Origin of the sequence: Massilia cellulosiltytica, assembly GCF_047325105.1 — a bacterium.
GTDB classification, from domain to species: domain Bacteria; phylum Pseudomonadota; class Gammaproteobacteria; order Burkholderiales; family Burkholderiaceae_D; genus Telluria; species Telluria orientalis.
This window is the reverse complement of sequence record NZ_CP168562.1, coordinates 2,187,653-2,207,425: the sequence shown is the minus strand read 5'-3', so window position 1 is coordinate 2,207,425 and position 19,773 is coordinate 2,187,653. Positions and strand designations below refer to the sequence as shown.

General features: G+C 66.8%; 20 protein-coding genes. 16 read left to right on the top strand and 4 right to left on the bottom strand.

Features of this window, described 5'->3' with window-relative positions:
- Positions 1-99: 99 nt before the first annotated feature.
- Positions 100-993 (top strand): LysR family transcriptional regulator, encoded by an 894-nt coding sequence (locus ACEN9H_RS09885; RefSeq protein WP_413674622.1) that lies wholly within the window; start codon positions 100-102, stop codon positions 991-993.
- A 40-nt stretch (positions 994-1,033) separates the two neighbouring features.
- Here ACEN9H_RS09885 and ACEN9H_RS09880 read toward each other — a convergent pair whose 3' ends face one another.
- A complete protein-coding gene (locus ACEN9H_RS09880) occupies positions 1,034-2,914 on the bottom strand; it encodes an OmpA family protein (protein WP_413674621.1) in 1,881 nt (626 codons plus the stop codon).
- 132 nt (positions 2,915-3,046) lie between these two features.
- The gene (locus ACEN9H_RS09875; protein WP_371766452.1) at positions 3,047-3,583 is read right to left on the bottom strand and encodes a pyridoxamine 5'-phosphate oxidase family protein; all 537 of its coding nucleotides are present in this window, start codon (positions 3,581-3,583) and stop codon (positions 3,047-3,049) included.
- Between the two features lie 124 nt (positions 3,584-3,707).
- On the opposite strand from ACEN9H_RS09875, the gene ACEN9H_RS09870 reads away from it, so the two are divergent.
- The gene (locus ACEN9H_RS09870) at positions 3,708-4,406 is read left to right on the top strand and encodes an aspartate/glutamate racemase family protein (protein ID WP_413674620.1); all 699 of its coding nucleotides are present in this window, start codon (positions 3,708-3,710) and stop codon (positions 4,404-4,406) included.
- Between the two features lie 3 nt (positions 4,407-4,409).
- On the opposite strand, the gene ACEN9H_RS09865 is transcribed toward ACEN9H_RS09870, so the two are convergent.
- Positions 4,410-5,798 carry an FAD-binding oxidoreductase gene (locus ACEN9H_RS09865; protein WP_413674619.1) on the bottom strand — a complete coding sequence of 463 codons (1,389 nt, stop codon included), beginning with the start codon at positions 5,796-5,798 and terminating at the stop codon, positions 4,410-4,412.
- Positions 5,799-6,038: 240 nt separating this feature from the next.
- Between ACEN9H_RS09865 and ACEN9H_RS09860 the strand changes: the two genes are divergently transcribed.
- From ACEN9H_RS09860 to ACEN9H_RS09800, 13 genes are all read left to right on the top strand, one after another.
- Entirely contained in the window at positions 6,039-6,626 is a 588-nt protein-coding gene (locus ACEN9H_RS09860) for a prepilin peptidase (protein ID WP_413674618.1), read from the top strand.
- 16 nt (positions 6,627-6,642) lie between these two features.
- On the top strand, positions 6,643-7,470 hold the full coding sequence (cpaB, locus tag ACEN9H_RS09855) for a Flp pilus assembly protein CpaB (RefSeq protein WP_413674617.1): 828 nt from the start codon (positions 6,643-6,645) through the stop codon (positions 7,468-7,470).
- Between the two features lie 29 nt (positions 7,471-7,499).
- Positions 7,500-8,945, top strand: a complete 1,446-nt coding sequence (locus tag ACEN9H_RS09850) for a type II and III secretion system protein family protein (protein ID WP_413674616.1) — start codon at positions 7,500-7,502, stop codon at positions 8,943-8,945.
- The gene (locus ACEN9H_RS09845; protein ID WP_056135577.1) at positions 8,942-9,235 is read left to right on the top strand and encodes a hypothetical protein; all 294 of its coding nucleotides are present in this window, start codon (positions 8,942-8,944) and stop codon (positions 9,233-9,235) included. Before ACEN9H_RS09850 ends, ACEN9H_RS09845 begins: the two co-directional genes overlap by 4 nt.
- 75 nt (positions 9,236-9,310) lie before the next feature.
- A complete protein-coding gene (locus ACEN9H_RS09840) occupies positions 9,311-9,511 on the top strand; it encodes a Flp family type IVb pilin (RefSeq protein ID WP_056135580.1) in 201 nt (66 codons plus the stop codon).
- A gap of 109 nt (positions 9,512-9,620) precedes the next feature.
- The gene (locus ACEN9H_RS09835) at positions 9,621-9,821 is read left to right on the top strand and encodes a Flp family type IVb pilin (RefSeq protein ID WP_056135583.1); all 201 of its coding nucleotides are present in this window, start codon (positions 9,621-9,623) and stop codon (positions 9,819-9,821) included.
- Positions 9,822-9,902: 81 nt separating this feature from the next.
- Positions 9,903-11,117, top strand: a complete 1,215-nt coding sequence (locus tag ACEN9H_RS09830) for a pilus assembly protein TadG-related protein (protein ID WP_413674615.1) — start codon at positions 9,903-9,905, stop codon at positions 11,115-11,117.
- A 10-nt stretch (positions 11,118-11,127) separates the two neighbouring features.
- The gene (locus tag ACEN9H_RS09825; protein WP_413674614.1) at positions 11,128-11,553 is read left to right on the top strand and encodes a TadE/TadG family type IV pilus assembly protein; all 426 of its coding nucleotides are present in this window, start codon (positions 11,128-11,130) and stop codon (positions 11,551-11,553) included.
- Positions 11,550-11,969: a TadE/TadG family type IV pilus assembly protein gene (locus tag ACEN9H_RS09820; RefSeq protein WP_056135597.1), complete on the top strand. Its 420-nt coding sequence runs from the start codon at positions 11,550-11,552 to the stop codon at positions 11,967-11,969. Before ACEN9H_RS09825 ends, ACEN9H_RS09820 begins: the two co-directional genes overlap by 4 nt.
- 17 nt (positions 11,970-11,986) lie before the next feature.
- Positions 11,987-13,135, top strand: coding sequence for an AAA family ATPase (locus tag ACEN9H_RS09815; RefSeq protein WP_413674613.1), 1,149 nt, complete (start codon positions 11,987-11,989; stop codon positions 13,133-13,135).
- A gap of 19 nt (positions 13,136-13,154) precedes the next feature.
- On the top strand, positions 13,155-14,507 hold the full coding sequence (locus ACEN9H_RS09810; RefSeq protein WP_413674612.1) for a CpaF family protein: 1,353 nt from the start codon (positions 13,155-13,157) through the stop codon (positions 14,505-14,507).
- A gap of 10 nt (positions 14,508-14,517) precedes the next feature.
- Positions 14,518-15,507: a type II secretion system F family protein gene (locus tag ACEN9H_RS09805; RefSeq protein ID WP_413674611.1), complete on the top strand. Its 990-nt coding sequence runs from the start codon at positions 14,518-14,520 to the stop codon at positions 15,505-15,507.
- A gap of 11 nt (positions 15,508-15,518) precedes the next feature.
- Positions 15,519-16,424: a type II secretion system F family protein gene (locus ACEN9H_RS09800; protein ID WP_413674610.1), complete on the top strand. Its 906-nt coding sequence runs from the start codon at positions 15,519-15,521 to the stop codon at positions 16,422-16,424.
- A gap of 15 nt (positions 16,425-16,439) precedes the next feature.
- On the opposite strand, the gene ACEN9H_RS09795 is transcribed toward ACEN9H_RS09800, so the two are convergent.
- Positions 16,440-17,141 carry a LuxR C-terminal-related transcriptional regulator gene (locus ACEN9H_RS09795; RefSeq protein ID WP_413674609.1) on the bottom strand — a complete coding sequence of 234 codons (702 nt, stop codon included), beginning with the start codon at positions 17,139-17,141 and terminating at the stop codon, positions 16,440-16,442.
- A gap of 317 nt (positions 17,142-17,458) precedes the next feature.
- Here ACEN9H_RS09795 and ACEN9H_RS09790 point away from each other — a divergent pair, with 317 nt between their 5' ends.
- Positions 17,459-19,642 (top strand): ATP-binding protein, encoded by a 2,184-nt coding sequence (locus ACEN9H_RS09790; RefSeq protein WP_413674608.1) that lies wholly within the window; start codon positions 17,459-17,461, stop codon positions 19,640-19,642.
- Positions 19,643-19,773 lie beyond the last annotated feature (131 nt).

Below are 19,773 nucleotides of genomic sequence, written 5' to 3'. Positions count from 1 at the left end.
GTCTCTGTGGTGATTGTCGGTCCCTGCATCGTAGTGCCGGATCATTCATACCGGAATCCGGCATAATGACAATTCAGTATTCCACCTCTCGCAATAATCATGGACCGACTCGACGAGCTGCACGTGTTCATCGCCATCCTCGACGCAGGCAGCATGGCGTCCGCCGCGCGCAAGCTGGGCCGCTCGCCCGCGGCCGTCACGCGCATCCTGGGGACGCTGGAAAACCGCGCCGGCGCCCGGCTGTTCGAACGCAGCACGCGCCGCCTCACGCCGACGGAAACAGGCCTGCGCCTCGCGGAACAGGCGCGCCGCCTGCTGGCGGACTACGACGCCGCGCTGCAGCCGCCCGGCGCCGGCACCCCGCGCGGCCTGCTGCGGCTCACGGCGCCCACCGTGTTCGGCCGGCGCCACGTGGCGCCGGTCGTCACGCGCTTCCTCGCGCTGCATCCGGACATCCAGGTCGACCTGACGCTGTTCGACCGCAATGTCGACCTGATCGAGGAAGGGATCGACGCCGCGCTGCGCATCGGCGCGCTGGCCAACCTGAGCCTCGTCGCGCGCCGGCTGGGCGAGGTGCGGCGCGTGACGGTCGCGAGCCCCGCCTACCTCGACCGGCGCGGCACGCCCCTCGTCCCGGCCGACCTCGCGGGCCACGAATTGATCATGTCGACGGCCGTGCGCAGCGTGGCCGAATGGCGCTTCCGCGCGGACGGCCGCGAGCACGTGGTGCGCTACAGCCCGCGCCTGCGCATGAACGACACGGAAGCCATGCTGGCGGCCGCGCGCGACGGCTTCGGCATCGCGCGGGCGCTGTCGTACCAGGTCGAACCGGACCTGCGGACCGGCCTGCTGCGCCGCCTGCTCGTGGAGTACGAGCCGGAACCGGCCCCGGTGCACCTCGTCATGCCCAGCCGCCACCACATGGCGCCGCGCCTGCGCGCGTTCGTCGACTTCGCGGTGCGGGAATTCGCGGCGCTGGACGTGATCCGCTGATTGGCCCGAGCGAAGGCCGCTGCCTGTCACCCTGCACGACTTACTTGCCGGCTTCCCAGGTCGCCGCGACCTCGACACGTCGGTTGGGCTCAAGACAGTGGATCCGTTTTTTCTCGGCACCTCGACCTGGACAATTCAGGTCGGCCACCTTCGGCTGCAATGGGCCGACGCCTTTGATATCGATGTCCAGTTGCTTGATGACGTGCGGTGGTTTTTGCAGATACGACTGCAGGTAATTTGCCACGGTAAAGGCGCGCATTTGCGACAGCTGCAAGTTGTAATACGGCGTACCAATCGAATCGGTATGGCCGATCACCTTGAGCGTCATCGTCGGTGCGTCCGTCGCGGCCAAATCCTTGGCGAATTTCTGCAATAACGCGTTCCCATCCGGCTTCAAGACATACTTATCGAATTCGAACAACTCGGTCTTGAGCGACTGCTGCGCGGTCCGCTCTTTTGGTTCCGGTGGCGGCGCAGGACGCAGCGGCGGCGCTGCAGGCGGTGCCGCAGGCGGGGCTGCGCAAACGGACACCCCGGTGCCGAGCCCATTCACGATGCCGCTCTTGTGGAAACGTCGCACGGTCGTGTCCACCCGCATCCCGAGGATTTCCTTGGACGGTAAATAGACGTCAAGCACCCACTTGCTGGCGTCGACTTCTTTTTTGTCCTCGTCCTTTTGAGAAGCACCACCGGCGTTTTTTGCGGAAGACGCAGCACCTGGCCCGGGCTTCTCGGCCGCCGTTTTTTTGCCTGGATAAGACACGAGCAGATAGCTTTCTGTACCAATCCGCGACAGGACATGCACATTGCAGAGTTTGTTCATGCCATCGCTCTGCTTGACACAAAGCTTTTCGCCGGCGTTCTCGATGATCTGGCAAGCTGTGTTTGTCACCGTCATTTCAGCTGCGCGGAAATTGCCATATTTCGTCGTCATGGCCGTCAGCGCAAAAAAGAGGACAGGGTTGTTCAGGAAAAAGGAGACGATGACTGGCGCCGCAAACGCGGTCAGGCACGAAAATACGCGATGCTTCGGGTTGAGATCCGGAATACGCCACGCGCTGACGAGGTAGATGCCAATCACGTGAAGTATCATGCCGCTCCATGCGAGGCCGACGAAGAGACTGGTAAGGGAGATGTCCGCAGGATTGTCCGCGTATGGCGAATCGCGCAGCATGTTGAACAGGATTGCCATCGAAACCAACTCCATGGCCGCGACGCAAGTCATCATAAAGATGAACGAAACACGCGACCAGATCAACGATCCGGTTTTTTCCGGTTTCGCTGAGTCCTGGTCGAGAACCGGTTCAGGCTTCGTAAGCGATACGCCGCCTTCTGCCGTGTTCCCCTTATCCGGCGTCGTGGGCGCATCGCCATTCGTTTCCCCCGCGCCGAAAAGCTTCTTCAGGAAGTGCCCAAGGACAATCCATACAGTCGTCACGACAGGCAGGGCGGGCAGCAGCAGCCAACTCGGCATCTTGTTGTCGACGACAATGAAGAATATTCCGCAAACCGTCAGGAAAATAGCGAATGCCAGGAAGAAGCATTCGAAAATCCGCTTTCGCAACCCGCCGCTATCCTTCTGCTCATGTCCGAGGTGCTCATCCAATCCCCAGGTCCCGATGACATAGGCCGGTGCAAACAGACTGAGACTGAAGACGACCAAGGTACACAATGCCGTGTAGGCAGCAGCAAATACCGTACTCGCCAACGACTTGAGGTCAAAGCTCGGGAAATACTCGATATGAAAGTGGTAGGCAAAAATGACTAACACACCATATAGCGTGGCTAACGCCGCACCGGACTGAAAAGGATTTTTCTTTATGTAGGCGAGCAGCCAGACTTCTTCAGGAACGCTCTTCTTGGCGGTATGTTTTCGCGAAAAATGTCGGATGCGAGGCGGAGCAGGTTCGTGCGGACTCATGAGAATGGATGGCGTCCAGCCGCCGGACCGTTGGCGGCTTGGACATGAAATTTAGATAAGCAAATTTTATCATTATTTCAATATAACAACATTCTCAATTGCAATAAATCCCACCGTTGTGAATTATTAAGCTCAGAACATCAACCGCCCTTCGATCGAATCGTCGAGCGTCTTGCCGACGAGCGCCCCCACCGCCATCTTGGCGCCCGCGACGAGGTTGCCGTGCTTGTTGTCCCAGTAGTAACCGGATTGCGGCGTGAACCTGATGACACTGATGCGTGGGTCGTCCTCGCCTTCCGTGAACCACGTCTTCAGCATCGGATTCCACAGGTCGTGGATGCGGGCGCGGTCTTCCAGGATCTCGGCGCGGCCTTCCAGTTCCAGGAAGCCCGCGTGCGCATCGCGCTGGAAGTACAGCTTGACGGCCGGGTTGGCCGCGAGCTCGTGGTTCTTGTGGCTGTCGTTCGCGCTCAGGAACCACAGGTTGCCGGCATCGTCCGCCTTGCGCACGCTCATCGGGCGCACGCCGTTCGTCGAGCCGGTGCTGCCCGCCGTGCAGAAGAAGCAGGTGTCCGCATCGTCCGTCATGTCCTTCACGCGCTGGATCGCTTCGCTGCCGCTCAGGTCGCGGCGATTCGTTTCGGGCTGGTTGCGGTTGATCGAGTCCATGGTCCCCTCCATCGGCCGGGATGGCCGTGTCGTCGCGCATGATCCGGTCCGCCGGCCGCGGCGTCTGTGCGCGGCCGCACAAGCCTCGCTATACTGGACGGCTCGACATCGACAGGGGATACGCATGACGCAGAAGATCATCGGTATGCTGGGCGGGATGAGCTGGAAAAGCTCGGCCGAATACTATCGCCTCGTCAACGAGGGCGTGCGCGACCGTCTCGGCGGCCTGCACTCCGCGCGCTGCCTCATGTGGTCGTTCGACTTCGACGACATCGCCGTCCTGCAGCGCGAAGACCGGTGGGACGACGCTGCCGGACAGATGATCGAGGCGGCACGGCGGCTGCAGCGCGGCGGCGCCGACTTCCTCGTCATCTGCACGAACACGATGCACAAGGCGGCGCCGCAGATCGAGGCCGCCGTGGACCTGCCCCTGCTGCACATCGCCGACCCGACGGCCGCGCGCATCAAGGCTGCCGGCTACAAGCGCATCGGCCTGCTGGGCACCGCCTTCACGATGGAACAGGATTTTTATAAAGGCCGGCTGACCGACAAGCACGGCCTCGACGTGCTCGTGCCCGATGCGGACGATCGCGCCACGGTCCACCGCATCATCTACGAGGAGCTCGTGCAGGGACGCGTCGAAGCGGCGTCGCGCGAGGCCTACCGCGGCGTGATCCGGCGCCTCGTCGCGGCCGGCGCGCAAGCGATCATCCTCGGCTGCACGGAGATCATGCTGCTCGTCGGGCCCGGGGACAGCCCCGTGCCGCTGTACGACACGACGGGGCTGCATGCCGAGGCAGCCGTCGCGCTGGCGCTGGGGTGATCGTCACCCGGCCGGTGCGATGTTGTGGTTGAAGCGGAACAGGTTGTCCGGATCGTAGCGCCGCTTCACCTGCACGAGCCGGTCCCAGTTCGTGCCGTACGCCTCGTGGATGCGCGCCCCCTCGTCCTGCGTCAGGAAGTTGATGTAGACGCTGCCGGCCGCATACGGCGCCACGGCCGCGAAGAACTCCCGTGCCCAAGCCACGCAGCGCGCGTCGTCGGCGGCGTCGAGCCAGCGCCCGTGCACGTTCATCGCATACATCACATTGCGGTGCGGGTACGCGGTGGCATCGACGGCCGGCTCGTTCGCGCGGCCGCCGATGAGGCCCAGGAAGATCTCGCACTGCGGCGTCGGCACGGCAGCCGCGTAGCGCAGCACGAGGTCGACGGCCTCGTCGGACAGCGTGGTGAAGTTGTGCGACTTCCAGTAATTGCGCGCGCCCGGCGCCAGCAGCGGGTCGAACGTCTTCTGCCACGCCGCGTACAGGACGGCGCCCACGTGTTCGCCCAGCACGTCGCCGAACGACCGCACGGGCGCCAGCACCGGCTCCGCTTCCTCCGGCGGGCGTGTCGAGAACACGGCCAGCGCGACGATGTCCTGGCCGTGCACGGCCTGCGGCAGGAACGGCAGCGGCGGCGCCTTGCGTAATACGGCCCAGATCGAGACGTCGTTCGGCAGCGTGTCCACGTAGTCGCGGTAGCGGCGCAGCACCGCTTGCCCCTGCGCGGCCGGGAACACGACCAGGCCGGCCGTGACGAGCGGCCCGACGGCATGCAGCGCGAATTCGAAGCGCGTGACCACGCCGAAGTTGCCGCCGCCGCCGCGGATCGCCCAGAACAAATCCGGCTCCTGGCGCGGTCCGATGTGGCGCCGGCGCGCGTCCGCCGTGACGATCTCGGCGCCCACGAGGCTGTCCACCGTGAGCCCCAGCATGCGCGACAGCCAGCCGAAGCCGCCGCCCAATGTCAGGCCCGCCGCGCCCGTCGTCGAATTGATGCCGAGCGGGACGGCGAGGCCGCAGGCCTGCGTCTCGTGGTCGACGTCGGCCAGCAGCGCACCGCCGTCGACGTACGCGAGGCAGGCGTCCGGGTCGACGTGGACACTGCGCATGCCCGCCAGGTCGATCACCAGCCCGTCGTCGCAGATCGCGTTGCCGGCGATGTTGTGGCCGCCGCCGCGCACGGCCAGCGGCAGGCCGTGGTCGCGCGCGAACGCGACGGCCGTGCACACGTCGGCCGTGCCGGCGCAGCGCGCGATCAGCGCCGGGCGGCGGTCGATCATCGCGTTCCAGATCTGCCGCGCGCCATCATAGTCCGGGTCGCCCGGCTGCAGCAGCGGCCCCCGCAAGGCGGCCCGCAAGCCGTCGACTGTTTCCTCTTTCAATGCAGCCATGATGTCGCCTCCGCGCATACGCCGTCCTTGCAGCATAGTCGACCGTGCGGAGGTTACAAGCGGGGCCGACTATCGTCCTGGTCGTTTTGTACTGGTTTTGTCGTACATAAACAGGAGGTTTGCCTAGCGATTCCGTGACACTCGACTGATGCCTGAATCTTTCCGGGCCGATAGACTTTTCTCCAAGCATTGACACTGAACAACCAGTCAACTGATCTGAGTCAAGCAGGGAGTAAGAAAATGAACAATGAACTCGGCGCCTTTTTCGCACTTGCCATCATGCTCGTCACGGACCCGCGCAACGTCGCGCTGTTCGTCCTGCTCGTGGCCGCCGCCGTCGCCGACGTGCGGCACCAGCGGATCCCGAACCGGCTGACGCTGGGCGGCCTCGCGTTCGGCCTCGCCTACAGCACCGTCGAGCCGTTCTGGGGCGGACACGGATTCCTGTGGTCCCTGGCCGGGGCCGGCGTCGGCTTTGCCGTGCTCTTCCCGCTGTGGCTGCTGCACCTGACGGGCGCGGGCGACGTCAAGCTGATGGCGATGGCCGGCTCCCTGCTGGGCCTGCACGCTATCCCGCTGGCCCTGGTCGGCACCTTCGCCGCCGGCGGCGTGTGCGCCATCCTGTACGCCCTCCGCCACGGCACCCTGCGCGTCATGCTGGGCAACGTCATGCGGATCCTGCACCTGGGCGGCATCGCGGTCACGGCCGGCCTGCCCGTCCGCATCGCGACGACGGACCCGGGTTCCGTCGGCAGGCTGCCGTACGCCGTTCCCATCGCGCTGGGCACCATCACGACGACGGTCGCCGCGCACTTCGGTTTCCTCTGACAACTCCGGTGACATCATGAAAAACGTCAAGGCATTCGCCCTGCTGCTGGTTGCGGCCGTCCTCGGCCTCGTGGCCGCCATTTACGCCAACAACTGGGTCGGCCAGCACAACAAGGTCGCGGCCAACAAGATCGTCGTCGCCACCGTCGACATCCCGGCCGGCAGCCGGCTCGAACCGGAAATGCTGACGACGATCGACTGGCCCGCCACCGCGCTGCCGACCGGCGCGGTCGCCGATCCCGCCGCGCTGAAGAGCCGCGTCGTCAAGCAGGACGTCGTCCGCGGCGAGGCCGTCATCGACGGCAAGCTGGCCCCGATCGGCACGATGGGCGGCCTGTCCGCCGTCATCGCCGAGGGCAAGCGGGCGATGACGGTGCGCGTCAACGACGTCGTCGGCGTGGCCGGCTTCGCCCTCCCCGGCAACTACGTCGACATCCTCGTCCACGCCCAGCGCGACGAGGGCAAGGGCGAGACGAAACCGATCAGCAAGACGGTGCTCGAACATGTGCTCGTGCTGGCCGTGGCGCAGGAAGCCGGCCGCGACGACACCAAGCCGAAGGTCGTCAACGCCGTCACGCTCGAGCTCTCTCTGGCCGACTCGGAAAAACTCGACCTGGCCCGCAGCATCGGCACCCTGTCGCTCGCCCTGCGCAACCAGTCGGACGAAGCGACCGTCAGCACCGCCGGCATCACCCGCACCGAACTGCTGGGCGAACCGAAAGTCTTCAAGACCGCGGCGCCGGTCCGCGTGACGCCGCCCCGGCCGCGCCCCGCCGCGCCCCGCCACTGCATCGAAGTCATCGAGATGCCGGACGGTTCGACCAGGCAGAGCTGCTTCAACTAGCACCCACGCCAACCGGACAGGAGTCAATCGTGCGCCATACCGTCCTCACCACCCTCGCGGCCGCCGCATTGTGCTGCGCCAACGCCGCCGCAGCGACTTCGGCAGCGACCGCCCGGCACGACGCCGCCGCGCTGCGCCAGTGCACCGCGACGCAGGTCGAAAAGCCGTCGTACGTCACGCTCGGCAAGTCGACCGTCGTGATGCTGCCCTATGCCGTCATCCGCATGGCCGTCGGCGGCGCCCAGCCCGGCCAGCGGGCCGCCGTGGCGCAGCCGGCCGCCGTGCCTGCCCTGCCGGGCATGCCGCAGCCCGCCATGCCGGCCCCGGGGCCGGAACAGGATGGCGTGTCGGAAGTGCGCATCACGCTGCTGGCCCCCACGGAGCTGTTCGTCCTCGGCCGCAAGACGGGCGCCATGAACGTGATCCTGCAGGACGCCGACGGCCGCTGCCACCTGAAGGACATCGTCGTGACCGTCGATCCGGAAGCGCTGCAGTCGCTGCTGGCCGACCTGGTGCCGGACGAACGGGGCATCCGCGTCAAGGCCGCCGAAAACAGCCTCGTGCTGACGGGCGAAGTCAGCGACCCCGTGGTCCTCGACCAGGTGCTGGCGCTCGCCGCGTCCTACGGCGACGGCAAGAAGGTCGTGAACCTGCTGCATGTCGCGGGTGCCCAGCAGGTCATGCTCGAGGTGAAGATCGCGGAAGTCAGCAAGACGCTGCTCGACAAACTGGGTTCCAGCGTCGGCCTCGCCCGCAGCCGCAACGGCGGCACGGACACGTTCTCGCTGCTGTCGAACTTCCTCAGCGAAGGCGGCGGCTTCGCCCAGGCGATGCGGCTCGGCCGCACGACGCTGCAGGTCGACGGCCAGAAGGACGACGGCCTCGTGCGCGTGCTCGCGGAACCGAACATCATGGCCGTCAGCGGCCAGCAGGCCAGCTTCCTCTCGGGCGGCAAGATCTTCATCCCCGTCGCGCGCGATCCGGGCACCGGCGGCTTCACGACGATCACGCTGGAAGAAAAGGAATTCGGCATCGGCATCAAGTTCACGCCGACGGTGCTGGGCGGCTCGCGCGTCAACCTCAAGATGGTGTCCGAGGTGTCCGACCTGGCGCAGGCGGGCAACCCGTTCGTGTCGGTCAACGGCGTCACCTCGGTGCTGCCCTCGTTCACCGTGCGGCGCGCCGACACGACGGTGCAGCTGAACGACGGCCAGAGCTTCGTGATCGCGGGGCTCATCAAGAACAACACGACGGAGACGGTCAAGCGCTTCCCCGGCCTGGGCGAGATCCCCGTGCTCGGCGCGCTGTTCCGCAGCAGCGAATTCCAGAAGGACCAGACGGAGCTGATGTTCGTCGTCACGCCCCGCCTCGTCAAGCCGCTGGCCACCACGCCGCGCCTGCCCACCGACAACCACGTGCCGCCGACACGGGCCGACGTGTATCTCAACGGCAGCCTCGAAAGGAGCGAGAAATGAAGACCATCACCGCATGCGCGCTGGCGCTGCTGGCCGCCGGTTGCGCGGAGACCCCGACCCCGCACTACGACATGCAGCTGGGCGCGGCCGTACGCGAGGCCAGGCTGGCGATGACGATCGATCCCGCCGCGGGCAGCCGCCCCGACGAAGTCAAGGGCATAGACGGCCGCGCCGCGAAGGAAGCGATCAAGCGCTACCAGGATTCGTTCAAGGAACCGCCGCCCGTCGTGAACGTAGTCAACATCGGCGGCGCGATCGGCGGAGGCAACGGCGGTTCCGGCGGCCGTTGAAGCAGCAGAGGCCGGACCGGTCCGGTAAGTCGGTCCACTATTTTCACTCACCATCAGCTTGAAAGGACTCTAAACATGGACATCGTCAAGACCATGACCACCCTGGCCGTCGGCTTCGTACGCGAGGAAGACGGTTCGCAGGTCGTCGAGTACGGACTCATCATCGCCCTCGTTTCGATTGCCCTGGCGGTCGGGCTCGCCAAGATCGCCGGCAGCGATCCGTTCTCGGCACTGGCGACGAAGATCTCCTCGTGCCTGGGCGGCACCTGTTCGTAAGAATGCGGAGCGCCGTCGGCTCCGATATGAAGCAGTAGCAGAGGCAGCACGGGTCCGACATCGGTCGACCCATGATTTTCCACTCACCAGTCATTGAAAGGACTTCAACATGGACATCCTGCACACCGTGAAAACCCTGGCCGCCGACTTTGCACGCGAAGAAGAAGGTTCGCAAGTCGTCGAATACGGACTCATCATCGCCCTGGTGTCGATCGCGCTGGCCGTCGGCCTCTCCAAGATCGCCGGCACCAGCGCTTTCTCGGCATTGGCAACCAAGGTGGGTACCTGCCTGAGCGGCACCTGCAGCTGAACCAGAGCGCCGCGGGTGGCGCCGCAGTCCGGCGCCACCCGGCTCTCCGCCAGCACTTGTCACGAGCACGAAAGGACGATCATGCGGTCCCTGATCAAACAGAGGAGAAACGAAGCGGGCGCGGTCATCGTCACCGTCGCGCTCCTGCTGTTCCTGCTGCTCGGCTTCCTGGGACTGGCGGTCGATCTCGGCCACCTCTTCATCGTCCGCTCGGAACTGCAAACATCCATGGACGCGTGCGCCCTCGCCGCCGCGCAAGAATTGAACGGCCAGCCCGATGCGCTGGCACGGGCCACGAACGCCGGCATCGCCGCCGGCAACGTCAACCGGGTTGACCTGCAGTCCGCCACCTGGAGCGGCAAGGGTCAGGTGACGGCGGCCGACATCACGTTCCGCGACCAGAACCACAACGTGGGCGCCACCAGTGCGACGGCGCGCTACGTGCGTTGCAACCACGTTCAGCGCGACACGGCGACGAACCTCGTCCACATGGCCGGCCTGCTGGTCGGCTCCTCGGCGTTCGCCGCGAAGATGGACGTCGCCGCCCTGGCGGAAGCGACGACCACGCCGGCGCAGTCGACCTGCCCCATGCCCCTCGCGCTGAAACCGAAAGCGGGCAGCGCCAAGCCCAATTTTGGATTCGTCAAGGGCGAATGGGTCACGCTGCTGAGCAAGACGACCGCGTCGGCCGGGCAAATCGGCTGGGCGAACCTGGACGGCAGTACCAGCGCCTCCGAAACGGAAGCCGAACTGAAAGGCTATTGCGGCACCAAGGTGGGCAGCAAGCTGGGCACGCCCGGCGTGCAGGGAACGATCGCGGATACCTGGAACACACGCTTCGGCATCTACAAGAACAACAGCGGACCGGACGTCGCGAGCCCCGATTTCACCGGCTACGTGTATACCAAGGCCGGCACCTGGCAGGCTGGCAGCAATGCCTACAACGATTTCGTCAATCAGCGCCAGAATTTCACCAACTGCGCCGCATCGGTCAGTGCGTGTGAAAACCTGACCAAACTCAAACTCAATCAGTTCAAGACGGTAGCCACGGGCGGGCCGAACGGCGACCTCAAAAAGTACGGCAGCAACCGGCGGCTCGTCGTGGTGCCGGTCGTCGACGGCGGCAGCAACGTGATCGACTTCGCCTGCATGCTCATGCTGCAGCCGATTCCCTCGCCGTTCGACGACGTGCAGCTGGAATTCCTGGGCAACGCGTCGGACGCCTCCAGCCCCTGCACGGCCAACGGCCTCCCGGGCGGCCTCGCGGGGCCGCTCGTTCCCGTCCTCGTACGATAAGGAGTTCGCCATGAAGAACCAGAACGGCGTTGCGCTCGTCGAGTTTGCCCTGATCCTGCCGATGCTCGTCATGCTGCTGTTCCTGACGACGGAATTCGGCCGCGCCTACTACCAGTACGACACGATCACGAAAGCCGTACGGCAGTCGGCGCGCTACCTGTCGGTCCGGGCCCAGGGCACGGGCATCGTCAACGCCAGGAACATCATCGTCTACGGCAACCCGAACGGCACCGGCTCGCCGCGCTTCGCGGGACTGACGCTGTCCAACGTGCCCGATCCCGTCTGGAGCACGACGGGCAGCTACCCCGTGATGAACACCGTCACCGTCAGTGTCACCGGATTCACGTTCGTGCCGATGGCCGGTAGCGTCTTCGGCATGCGTCTCAATAACATAGTCTTCGGCACGATCCAGGCCACGATGCGGAGCCCGTCATGAACACCAGACAAAGGGGCTCGACCAGCGTCGAATTCGCCCTCGCCTTCCTCCTGCTCCTCGGCTTCCTGCTGGGCATCCTCGACTTTGCGCGCCTGCTGTACACGTGGAACGTCGCCAACGAGACCGCCCGGGCCGGCGCACGGTACGCCGTCGTGTGCGCGGATCCGACCAACAAGGCCCGGATCCTGGCGACGATGCAGGGCCTGATGCCGCAGGTCTCCGACATCGACGTCGTCTGGCAACCGGCCAACTGCGATGCGACCAACTGCGAATCCGTCACCGTCGCGATCACGGGCCTGCAATTCCGCTGGATCGCGCCGATTCCGAGCCTGCTGGCCACGCCCCTGGTCATGCTGCCCGGTTTCTCGACCTATCTGCCGCGCGAGATGATGACCTACAACCCCCTGATCTGCTAGCCCATCGAGAGGACACCATGAAGATCGTAATCGTTTCCGAGGACAAGGCCTTCCTCAAGCTGGCGGCCTCGATCCTGGCCGTGACGGGCCATGACGTCATGAGCACGGCCGGCAACGCGGCCGAACTGCGCACGCTCGCCAAGGCGCTGGCGCCGGACGTACTGCTGCTGGACGGCCGCGACGACAAGGCGCTCGACTTCGCCCAGATCGAGCGCACGACCATGCAATGCCCCGGCGTGGCGGTGCTGCTGCTCGCCACCGCGCGCGCGCCCGGCTTCCTGATCGACGCCATGCGGGCCGGCGTGCGCGAGGTGCTGCCGTCCGTGCATCCCGGCGAGCTGCTGGCGGCCGTCGAACGCGCGGCCGTGAAGCTGTCGGCCGTGCGCACGGCAAGCCAGGGCAAGATCCACGCCTTCATCGGCACGAGCGGCGGCAGCGGCACGACGTTCCTCGCCACGAACTTCGGCTACCAGCTGGCGCAGTCGCACAAGGTGCTGCTGATCGACCTGAACCTGCAGTTCGGCGACGCGCTCAGCTTCCTGCAGGACACCCGCGCGGCAAGCACGATCACGGACCTGACGCGCGACATCAACCGCCTCGACGCGCCGCTGCTGCAGGCCACCACCATCAAGGTCACGCCCGCGTACAGCATCCTCGCGGCACCGGAAGAACCCGGCCAGGCCGCGGACATCCGCCCCGAGCACATCGACGCCATCCTCAAGCTGGCCGTCACGCAGTACGATTTCGTGCTGCTCGACCTGCCGCGCGTGGTGGACGCCATGCTGATGACGGCGCTGGACCAGGCCGCGTCGATCTTCCTCGTGCTGCAGGCGAGCGTGCCGCACCTGCGCAATGCCGACAAGCTGCTGTCCGTGTTCCGCTCGCTCGACTACCCGAAGGACAAGATCGAGCTGCTGCTGAACCGCTACGACAAGCGCGACGACATCACGCTCGACAAGATCCGGCGCACCCTGGGCGCGCACGAGATCCACATGATCGCGAACGGCTGGCGCCAGGTGAGCACGGCCATCAACCACGGCGTGCCGCTCGTGCAGGTGGAGCGCAAGCACGGCGTGATCCGCGGCCTGTCGGAACTGGGCGGCGCCATGGCGGCGGCGGCCGAGCCGCCCGCAAGCCTGTTCGACCGCCTGTTCCGCCGCGCCTGACCCACCTACGGAGGATGCCATGTCCCTGCGCGATAAACTCAGCATGCCCGTCGCCGCGGATGCCGGCAAGGCCGGCGTCCAGCAGGCGATCCTGCGCGACGCCTACAAGCAGCTGAAGGAACAGATGCACCTGAAGCTGCTCGACCGGTTCGACCTCACGGTGCTGGAGAGCCTGCCGGCCGACCGTCTGCGCCAGGAGATCGCCGCCGCGATCGACGGCATGCTGCTGGACGAGGACACGCCCATCAGCGGCCTCGAACGGCGCATGCTCGTGCGCGACATCCAGCACGAGATGCTGGGCTTCGGCCCGCTCGAACTGCTGATGGCCGATCCGGCCGTCTCCGACATCCTCGTCAACGCGTGGGACAAGGTCTACGTCGAACGCCACGGCAAGCTGGAACTGTCCGACGTCACGTTCACGGACGACCGCCACCTGATGCGCATCATCGACAAGATCGTGTCGCTCGTCGGCCGCCGCATCGACGAATCGAGCCCGATGGTCGACGCGCGCCTGCCCGACGGCTCGCGCGTGAACGCGGTGATCCCGCCCGTCGCGCTGGACGGCCCGATGATGTCGATCCGCCGTTTCGCGCACATCCCGCTCAAGATGACGAACCTGGTGGACGAGATGCGCAGCCTCACGCCGGACATGGCCGCCATGCTCGAGGGCTTGAGCCGGGCGAAGGTCAACATGATGATCTCGGGCGGCACGGGCGCCGGCAAGACGACCTTGCTGAACATCCTGTCCGGCTACATCCCCGAGACCGAGCGCCTCGTGACGATCGAGGACGCGGCCGAGCTGCAGCTGCAGCAGCCGCACGTCGTGCGCCTGGAAACGCGGCCGCCGAACATCGAAGGCAGGGGCGAGGTCACGGCGCGCGCCCTCGTCAAGAACGCCCTGCGGATGCGGCCGGACCGCATCATCATCGGCGAGGTGCGCGGCGCCGAGGCGGTCGACATGCTGCAGGCTATGAACACGGGCCACGAAGGCTCGCTGACGACGATCCACGCGAACACGCCGCGCGACGCGCTGTCGCGGCTGGAGAACATGATCGGCATGGCCAACCTGAACCTGCCGCACAAGGCGGCGCGCCAGCAGGTCGCGTCCGCCATCACGGTCGTCATCCAGGCGCTGCGCCTGACGGACGGCCGGCGCAAGGTGACGAGCATCCAGGAGATCACGGGCATGGAAGGCGACGTGATCACGATGCAGGAAATCTTCGCCTACCACCAGACCGGCGTCGACGGCGATGGCCGCATCATCGGCCATTTCCAGGCGACGGGCGTGCGTCCCCGCTTCGCGGAGCGGCTGCGCGCATTCGGCATCCACCTGCCCGACCACATGTTCGATCCGTCCCGCCGCCTTGCCTGAGGAGAACGTCATGTCAGAGAACCCGTCCGGCCATGCCCTGTTCGTGGTCCTGCTGCTGGTGTTCGTGTCCGTGATCCTGTTCGTCGAGGGTGCGTGGCTGCTGTACCGCGCGCGCCGCGGCCCGGAGGCGATGCGGCTGCAGCGGCGCCTCGACCAGCTCGCGCACACGAACGCCGGCCCGGCCCGCCGCCCCCTGCTGAAGCGGGGCCGCCTGTCGGAGCTGTCGTTCGTGGCCCGCATCCTGAGCGGCGTCGTCGTGACGTCGACCCTGCACAACCTGCTCGGCCAGGCCGGCCTGCACTGGACCGTCGCACGCCTGCTGCTGCTCAGCGCCACGGCCGGCGCCGCCGGGCTGGCGCTGGGCATGACGGGCGCGCAGCCGCTGTACTTCTGCCTCGTCCTCGCGGGCCTGCTGGCGGCACTGCCGTGGGGCTACGTGGCGGCGCAACGCGCACACCGCCTGCGCCGGCTCGAGCAGCAGTTGCCGGAAGCGCTGGACCTCATCACGCGCGCCGTGCGTGCCGGTCACTCGCTGCCGCTCGGCATCCAGATGCTGGCCGATGAAATGCCGGAGCCGATCGCCGCCGAGTTCCGGCTCGTGCACGAGCAGGTCAGCTTCGGCGTCTCGCTGCAGCAGGCACTGGCCGGCCTGTGCGAGCGCGTGCCGCTGACGGACTACCGGTATGTCGCGGTGGCCATCCTGCTCCAGCGGCAGTCGGGCGGCAACCTGGCGGAAGTGCTCGGCAACCTGAGCAAGCTGATTCGCGAACGCCTGAAACTGCTCGCGCGCGTGCGGGTCCTGTCGGCGGAAGGCCGGATGTCGGCCTGGACGCTGGCCCTGCTGCCCTTCCTCCTGGGCGCCCTGCTGTACTTCGTCAATCCCGACTTCATGCGGCCGCTGTGGGTCGACCCCATCGGCGTCAGCATGCTGCGCGCCCTGCTGTGCATGATGTTGCTCGGCATCGTCGTCCTGAGCCGCATCACCCGTATCCGTGTCTGAAGGAGAGCACCATGTTACTGCCCATCGTCGTCTTCCTCGCCGTCAGCGTCGGCAGTGTCGGCCTGTACCTGTGGCTCGCCCCCGACCGGACCGACCGGCGCCTGCACGCGCTGACGCCCGGCGCCCCGTCCGCGCCGGCCTGGCGCGAGCGGATCACCAATGCCGTGACGCCGTTCGCCAGGTTGTCCACGCCGTCCGGCGACTGGGACACGTCGCCGATCCGCATCAGGTTCATGAACGCCGGGATCCGCCATCCGAAGGCGCCGCATCTGTTCTTCGGCCTGAAGACGCTGCTGCCGGCGCTTGCCGGCGCGCCCACGTACCTGGCCCTGCGCGTGTCGCACGAGGCGACGGGCATGACCCTGCTGCTGTGGGTCGTCGCCGCGGCGACGGCCGGCTGCTACCTGCCGAACATCGCGCTGGCGCTGGCCGGGCGGGCGCGCAAGCGCGACATCTTCGACGGCTTCCCCGACGCCGCCGACCTGCTGCTCGTGTGCGTCGAGGCGGGGCTGGGCATGGACGCGGCGCTGACGCGCGTGGCCGAGGAAATGCAGACCCGGAGTCCGGCCCTGGCCGACGAGCTGCAGCTGACGAACCTCGAGATGCGCGCCGGCGGCACGCGCGAAACGTCGCTGCGCAACCTGGCGCTGCGCACGGGCGTCGAGGAATTGACATCGTTCGCCACGATGCTGACGCAGGCCGACCGGTTCGGCGTCAGCATCGGCGATTCGCTGCGGGTATTTTCCGACGATTTGCGCCACAAACGTCAGACCCGCGCGGAAGAAAAGGCCGCGAAAATCCCGACCAAGGTGTTATTCCCGCTGGTCTTGTTCATTTTCCCGTCGATTATCATGGTCGTGCTCGGACCGGCCATCATCCAGATTATCCGGACAATCGCCCCGCTGCTGCTCCAATAATCAGGGAAACGCGGTTCAGGCCATTTCGGCGGTATTTGTTACCAAATGGCTTTGCGCGTATACATATAAATCGAGCCGATTACTCACGCCCAGTTTCTGATAAATCGACGATAAGTGATTCCGCAACGTGGATTCGGAAATGAACAGGATTTTCGCCAGATCCCGATTCGTCCGGACCTTGTTCGCCACCACGGTCTGCAGGACGCGCCGCTCGCGGGGCGTCAGCGCATCGAGGCCGTCGTGGTGCGGATGCGGCCGCGCCGGCTCGCCGCCGCGCAGGGCGTTGAGCGCGAGACAGGTCGCTTCGCGGCCGAACCACAGCTCGCCCTGATGCGTCTTCTCGATGGCCTTGACGATCTCGTCGGCGCTGGAGCGGCGGCTCAGCAGGCCGTGCGCGCCGCAGCGCAGCGTCGACGCCAGCGTGTCCGTCTCCAACTCTTGCGCGAACAGCAGCGTGTGGCGCCCGCACGTCAACGCCTCGGGCAGGTCGGGCTGGTGGGCCGTGACCGCGAGTTCGTACTTCATCAGCACGAGGTCGGGCGCCGCCGTGGGCAACTGGAACAATGCATCGCATTGCGTGCCGGCGACGGCCACCACTTCCATCCCCGGCCGATGGCTATTGATCAGTTTGGTCAAAGCCCACAGGATCAGCTGGTGGGTTTCCACCACCATGACGCGAATGGGCGCTTCCGATATCGACAGTCGTTGTGGCGTCATATTTCATTCCTGAAATATATATAAAAACCGCACTCCCAAAAGAGTGCCGCTGCCCTTGTTTCAATGACGGCCGCGAATTCCACCGGTCATTTATCGATGAGCTCCGTAAATATAATATCGCCAATTTTTGCGACTCAAGCCCCTCCTGCGACGTTTCCGTGAAATATTTTGTGAGAATTTACGGTTGTTGCGGCTTCCAGACATTTGGTTTTCCACAAATGGTTAATTGCCGAATCACCCCATTTCACGAATGCATGTGCAAATGTCCGCCGCATCGGTTTGGACTTATAATCGGCCTTTTCTCGAATCCCGATTCCATGCGCGCCCAACGCGGCCCTTCGCTGTCCCTGCGTCACCTCCTCGTCGTGCTGACGGCGACCGGCCTGCTCCCGCTGGCCGCGCTGGGCGCCTGGAGCGTGCATCTCGCCGCCGAGTACCACCAGGGTGAACAGGAACGGGCGCTGCTGGACCTCGCGCGCGCGCTGTCGAGCGCCGTCGACGCGGAACTGGACGGCACCGTCGCTACCCTCGCCAGCATCGCGCGCACGCCTGCGCTCGGCGCCGGCAATGTGCGGGCCTTCTACCCCATCGCGCGCGACCAGGCCCGGGCGCAGCCGGAATGGCTGGGCGTGATCCTGGCCGACGGCGACGGCAACATGGTGTTCCGCACGACCGCGCCTTTCGACGCGCCGCCGCAACCCGTCGCCGACCCGTCCAGCCTGCGCCGGGCGCTGCTGCTGCGCCGCCCGGTCATCGGCCACGTCGCGCGCGGCAAGGGCGGGCGGGCCGCCGTCCCCGTGCGCTTTCCCGTCAGCGACGCCGCCGGCCATCCGTACGTGCTGACGGCCGTCGTCCAGCCCGACCGCATCATGCGCGCGCTCGCGCGCCAGCAGGTGCCGCCCGGCTCGATGATTTCGGTGCTGGACGGCGACGGCGCGATCGTCGCCCGTTCGCACGGCCAGGGCGACCACGTCGGCGGGCCGCCCAGCCCGAGCCTGGCGCGGCTGATCCGGCTGAACGGCCCGGAAAGCGCCGGTGCCACCGTCACGTTCGAAGGCAATGCCGTCACGACGGCCTATACGCGGCTGTCGCGCTACGGCTGGACGGTCGCCGTCGGCGCGCCGCCCGCGGGCTGGGCCGGCGGGCCGGGCTTTGCGTGGTACGGCGCCGGCATCGCGCTGTCGCTCGCGCTCAGCATCGGTCTCGCGACGCTGCTGGCGCGCCGCATCGTGCGCCGCATCGCGACGCTCGCGGCGGGCGCCGCCGCCCTCGGCGCCGGCACCGACCCGGTGGTGCCCACGTCGCGCATCGAGGAAATCGACGCGATGGGCGACGCGCTGCGGGCCGCGGGCGCGCGCCGCGCCGCACACGAGCGCGACCGCGAGGACGCGCTGGAACTGGCGCGCCAGGCCGGCCGCGCCAAGGACGAATTCCTCGCCGTGCTGGGCCACGAACTGCGCAATCCGCTGGCCCCCATCGCCGGCGCGCTCGACCTGATGGACCTGCGCGACGACGCTGCCTCGCGCCGCGAGCGCGGCATCATGCGGCGCCAGGTCGCGCACCTGAAACACCTCGTCGACGACCTGCTCGACGTGTCGCGCATCGCGTCCGGCAAGCTGCGCATCGACGTCGCACCCGTGGACCTGGCGGCCGTCGTGCGCCACGCCGTCGCCGCCCGCCCCGACCAGCCGCTCGGCCTGCAGGCCCCCGCGGCGCTGTGGATCGCCGGCGACGAGCACCGGCTTGCGCAGGTGCTGGGCAACCTGTTGTCGAACGCGGCGCGTTTCGGCAGCACGGACACCCACGTCGTCCTCGAGCGCGTGGGCGGCGAAGCCCGCCTCGTCGTCGCCGACAACGGCGTGGGCATGGATAGCGCGCTGGTGCAGCGCGTGTTCGAACCGTTCTACCAGGCGCCGCAACCGCTGGTGCACCACAGCGGCCTGGGACTCGGTCTCGCCATCGTGCAGCGCATCGTCGAGCTGCACGGCGGCCGCGTGAGCGCGCACAGCGACGGGCCCGGCCTGGGCAGCCGCTTCGAGATCGTGCTGCCGCTCGGCGCGCCTCCGTCCCCCACGGCGCCCGCTCCCATCCGCGCGGCGAGCCGGCCGCTGCGCGTACTGGTCGTGGACGACAACGAGGACGCCGCCGCCCTCACGGCCGCGATCCTGCGCGAACTGGGCCACGAAGTGAAAACGGCGCACACGGCGCACGCAGCGCTGGACGTGCAGGCGGCCTGGCCGCCGGACGTCGCGATCCTGGACATCGGCCTGCCCGACATGGACGGCTACGCCCTCGCCGCCGCCATGCGCCGCGCGGCCGTGAAACCGCTGCGGCTGACGGCGCTCACCGGCTACGGCCGCCAGGCCGGCGTGGCCGCGCACGCGCCGCCGGATGATGTCGCGTTCGACCTGCACCTGACCAAGCCGGCCAGCCTGGACGATCTGCGGCGGGCGCTGAACGCAAACGACGCCGCCGCATCGAGCGACCCGGCACCGGCCTGAACCGGTACGGCCGGCCCCGCGCTGCCGGTTGTCGGTTGCCGCTGCCGGTTGCCGCTGCCGGTTGCCGCTGCCCTCCGCCGGTCGCCGCTGCGCACACGTCGGTTAGTTGCATAAATGTCGACAAAGAGACG